Source organism: Sphingomonas sp. CCH5-D11 (assembly GCF_001557395.1).
In the GTDB taxonomy this organism is placed as follows: domain Bacteria; phylum Pseudomonadota; class Alphaproteobacteria; order Sphingomonadales; family Sphingomonadaceae; genus Sphingomonas.
This window is the reverse complement of sequence record NZ_LSKH01000265.1, coordinates 1-4,073: the sequence shown is the minus strand read 5'-3', so window position 1 is coordinate 4,073 and position 4,073 is coordinate 1. Positions and strand designations below refer to the sequence as shown.

The 4,073-nt window shown below is 68.4% G+C and carries 5 protein-coding genes; 4 read left to right on the top strand and 1 reads right to left on the bottom strand.

The window, feature by feature from the left end; translation table 11 throughout:
- Together AX702_RS16440 and AX702_RS16435 are read left to right on the top strand one after the other, a co-directional pair.
- Positions 1-452 (top strand): EamA family transporter (locus tag AX702_RS16440; RefSeq protein WP_156455543.1); only part of this gene is annotated, 452 nt, incomplete at its 5' end.
- 40 nt (positions 453-492) lie between these two features.
- Entirely contained in the window at positions 493-2,058 is a 1,566-nt protein-coding gene (locus tag AX702_RS16435) for a long-chain-fatty-acid--CoA ligase (RefSeq protein WP_066781350.1), read from the top strand.
- Between the two features lie 25 nt (positions 2,059-2,083).
- On the opposite strand, the gene AX702_RS16430 is transcribed toward AX702_RS16435, so the two are convergent.
- The gene (locus AX702_RS16430; protein WP_066781348.1) at positions 2,084-2,395 is read right to left on the bottom strand and encodes a hypothetical protein; all 312 of its coding nucleotides are present in this window, start codon (positions 2,393-2,395) and stop codon (positions 2,084-2,086) included.
- 132 nt (positions 2,396-2,527) lie between these two features.
- Here AX702_RS16430 and AX702_RS16425 point away from each other — a divergent pair, with 132 nt between their 5' ends.
- Positions 2,528-3,169 carry a LysE family translocator gene (locus AX702_RS16425; protein WP_231731898.1) on the top strand — a complete coding sequence of 214 codons (642 nt, stop codon included), beginning with the start codon at positions 2,528-2,530 and terminating at the stop codon, positions 3,167-3,169.
- Between the two features lie 166 nt (positions 3,170-3,335).
- A partial coding sequence (locus AX702_RS16420) for a crotonase/enoyl-CoA hydratase family protein (RefSeq protein ID WP_066781346.1) occupies positions 3,336-4,073 on the top strand: 738 nt, incomplete at its 3' end.

Here is a 4,073-nt window from a genome sequence, read left to right as displayed (position 1 = left end):
CGCTTGGCCAGCCGGCCGCCTTGTGCGGGCTTGGTGCGGGCGCACTGTTCGCGATCACCGCCGTGTTCATCCGCCGCGCCGCGCTTCATCTCGATCCCGGCGCGCCGCTGCTCGCCGCGCTTGTCACGCTGGTGACGGTGATCGCGATCCAGGTCCTGGCGCTTGGCCTGTGGGTGGCGATGCGGGAGCCGGGAACGCTGCGCGCCGTGCTGCGCACGTGGCGCACTTCGGCGCAGGTCGGGCTGCTTGCCGGCACCGGATCGATCTGCCTGTTCGCCGGGCTTGCCATCGCGCCGGTCGCGCTGGTGCGGATCGTGGCGCAGGTGGAGGTGGTGTTCACCCTCGCCTTTGCCGCGTTGTACCTGCGGGAGCCGTTTCATCGCTTCGAAGCGGCGGGGCTGCTGATGGTGGTCGCAGGCGTGGTGCTGGCGCTGGCCGGCGCTTTGCGCTGAAAGGGGCACAGACAGCCCGCACGACGGGGGAGAGGAACGCATGATCGATCTGGACGCCATCCGCACCCTGGCCGACATTCCCGCCGCGCAGCATGAGGCGCGCGGCGAGGCGGTGGCCATCGCCTTTGAAGGGCGCGAGACCAGCTATGCCGCGCTTGACCGGCAGTCGCATCGCATGGCCAATGCGCTGATCGCGGCGGGCGCGGGCAGGGGGGATCGGATCGCCGTCCTCTCCAAGAATCATGATGGCTGGTATCCGCTGTTCTTCGGCGCCGCGCGCGCCCGCGCCTGCCTGGCACCGATCAATTGCCGGCTGTCCGCGGTGGAGATCGCCGGCATCCTGGAGGATGCGGCCCCCGCCATCCTCTTCGTGGGCGAGGATTTCTTCGAGGTCGCGCTCGCCGCCGTGGCGGATCTGCCGCGTCCGCCCGCGCTGGTGGCGCTATATGGCGCGCATCCGCGCTTCGTCCCGCTCGCCGAGTGGATCGGCGACGCGCCCGCCACCGCGCCCGCGGACACGCCGACGCCGGCGGATGACGTGCTGCAACTCTATACCAGCGGCACCACCGGCCGGCCGAAGGGCGTGGTGCTGACCAACCACATCTACCGCCGTTTCATGGAAATGGCGACGCAGGTGGACGGCTTCGCCTATGACGAGGGCGATACGGTGATGATCGTCATGCCCCTGTTCCATGTCGCGGGCACCAACATCAGCTTCGCCGCGCTGGCGCAGGGCGGGCGGATCGTGCTGGTCAAGGATTTCGACGCGGCCGCCGTGGTCGATCTGATGCCGCGTGAGCGCGTGGCGCACACCTTTCTTGCCCCTTCCATGATCCAGATGCTGTTGCAGCAGCCGCAGGCCGCCGCGCAGCGCTATCCCGCGCTGCGCACCATCGCTTACGGCGCCTCGCCCATTGCGGAGGACGTGCTGCGCCGCGCCCGCGCCACCTTCGGCTGCGGCTTTGTGCAATTCTACGGCATGACGGAATCGGCCGGCAGCGGTTCCTATCTCTCTCCTTCCGGCCATGATCTGCCGGGCAAGCTCGTCTCCTGCGGCCGCCCCTGGCCCGATGTGGAGATGGGCATCATGGGCCCCGACGGCGCGCTGTTGCCGCCCGGCGCGATCGGGGAGATCGTGATCCGCGGCGATATCGTGATGAAGGAATATTGGAACCGCCCCGATGCCACCGCGGAAACGCTGGCGGGCGGCTGGTTGCGCACCGGCGATGCCGGCTATCGCGACGAAAGCGACCATTTCTTCGTTCATGATCGCATCAAGGACATGATCGTCTCGGGCGGGGAGAATGTCTATCCGGCGGAGGTGGAGAATGCCATCGCCGGCTGCCCGGGCGTCGCTGATGTGGCGGTGATCGGCGTGCCCGACGAACGCTGGGGCGAGGCGGTAAAGGCGCTGGTCGTGCCCGCACCCGGCGGCGCCCCTGATCCCGTCCAGATCATCGCCTGGGTTCGCGCGCGCATCGCCGCCTACAAGGCGCCCAAGACCGTGGAATTCATCGACGCGCTTCCCCGCAATCCTTCCGGCAAGGTGCTCCGCCGCGAGCTGCGCGCCCGCTACTGGCAGGGCCGCGAGCGCGCCGTGGGATGAGGCGGCGGGGCTTCGCGCCGGGCGCTCAGCGGAAGGGAGCGCGCCTGTTCAGGATATCCTTGGCTTCGCGGCGCACATAGGCCTGCTGCTTGTCGGTCAGGGTGCCGCCGTTCGCCGCCATCATCGCATCCACCTCGGCGCGCAGCGTCTGCGCCCGTTTCAGCTTGTCACGCCGCATGGTGGGCGTGTCGCTTGCCGGGATCAGCGAATTGGCGCGAAAGCCGGGCTCATAGGTCGAATAGTTCGGCCCGTTCATCGACTGCGCGGCGGCGAGGGTTGGCGTCAGCAGGGCGACGGCTGCAAGGGGGAGGGCGGCAAGCGGGAGGGCGATCTTCATGGCGTGAATTCCCTTTGATGCGCGTCGAGGAAGCTAGGTCCTCCCGGCCGCCCGGACAACCTTGGGCCTGCCGATCGCGACGACATGGATCGCCCATCGCGTTCGTGTTAGTCACCCCCGCATGATCCCAGCATGTTCCCCGGCATGATCGACGGTACGTTGCTGATCGCCTTCATCGTGGCCGCCACGATCTTGACCGTCACGCCCGGCGTGGACACCGCCATGGTGCTGCGCGCGGCGACGGTTGAGGGCAGGCGACCGGCGGTCATGGCGTCGGCTGGCATCACCCTCGGCTGCCTCATCTGGGGCGGCGCCGTGTCGATCGGCCTTGGCGCCATGCTCAAGGCGTCCGAACTGGGCTATACGATCGTGAAGTTCGCGGGCGCGGCCTATCTCCTCTGGCTGGGCGCGAAGCTTCTGCTCAGGCCCCGTGCCGGCCTGACGTTCGCGCCCGGCGATCAGCCGGGCCGAAAGGGGCGTGACGCCTTCTGGCGCGGGCTTCTGACCAACCTCCTGAACCCCAAGATCGGCGTCTTCTACATCACCTTCCTTCCGCAGTTCGTGCCGGCCGGCGCGAGCGTCGCGGCCTATTCCTTCTTTCTTGCCGCGCTTCACGTCCTGCTGACGTTGCTTTGGTTCGCCCTGCTGATCGCGGCAACGGTTCCGCTGGGCCGCTTCCTGCGCCAGCCAGGAGCGGTGCGCGGGCTGGATCGGCTTACCGGCGGCGTGTTCGTCCTTTTCGGGCTGAAGCTGGCGACCTCCAGCGCGCGATAGCGGATTTCTCCCGCGCAACAGGCATCAATGTCAGGCGCCAGGCGCGCCGCCGCTGTGCCATGCAGGCTTTCGCCGGCACCAGATTCTCGTCGTTGACGGCACGCGAAAAAGCCGGAAGCCATGACGGCACCGGACAATCGCCGGACAAGATAAAGGGAGAAGGACCATGACCGACGAAGTTCTGACGCGTGATCAGGATGGCATCCTGATCGTCACCATCAACCGCCCCGAACAGAAGAACGCGATGACCAAGGCCGCGGCCGAGGGGATTGCGGCGGCGATGGACCGGCTCGATTCCGAGGACGCCCTGCGCGTCGCGATCATCACCGGGGCTGGCGGCACCTTCTGTTCGGGCATGGACCTCAAGGGCTTTCTGCGCGGCGAAACGCCCTCCGTGCCCGGTCGCGGCTTCGGCGGGTTGACCGAAGCGCCGCCCAAGAAGCCGCTGATCGCCGCGGTTGACGGCTATGCGCTGGCCGGCGGGCTGGAACTGATGATCGCCTGCGACATGGTGGTCGCGAACAGCAAGGCGAAGTTCGGCATCCCGGAGGCGAAGCGCGGCCTGGTCGCCGGCGCCGGCGGCCTCATCCGCCTGCCCGAGCAGATCCCGCAGCGGATCGCGCTTGAGCTGGCCGTCACCGGCGACTTCATCGATGCGGATCGCGCCTATCAGCTCGGCCTCATCAACCGCATCACCGAAGGCGCCGCGCTCGACGCTGCGCTGGAGCTCGCCGCGACGATCAGCGCGAACGGCCCGCTGGCGGTGCAGGTGTCGAAGCAGATCATCAGCCAGTATCGCGACTGGCCGGTGGATCAGCGCTGGGCCAAGCAGGGCGCGCTGATGGGCCCGGTCTTCACCAGCGCCGACGCCCGCGAAGGCGCCGCCGCCTTCGCCGAGAAGCGC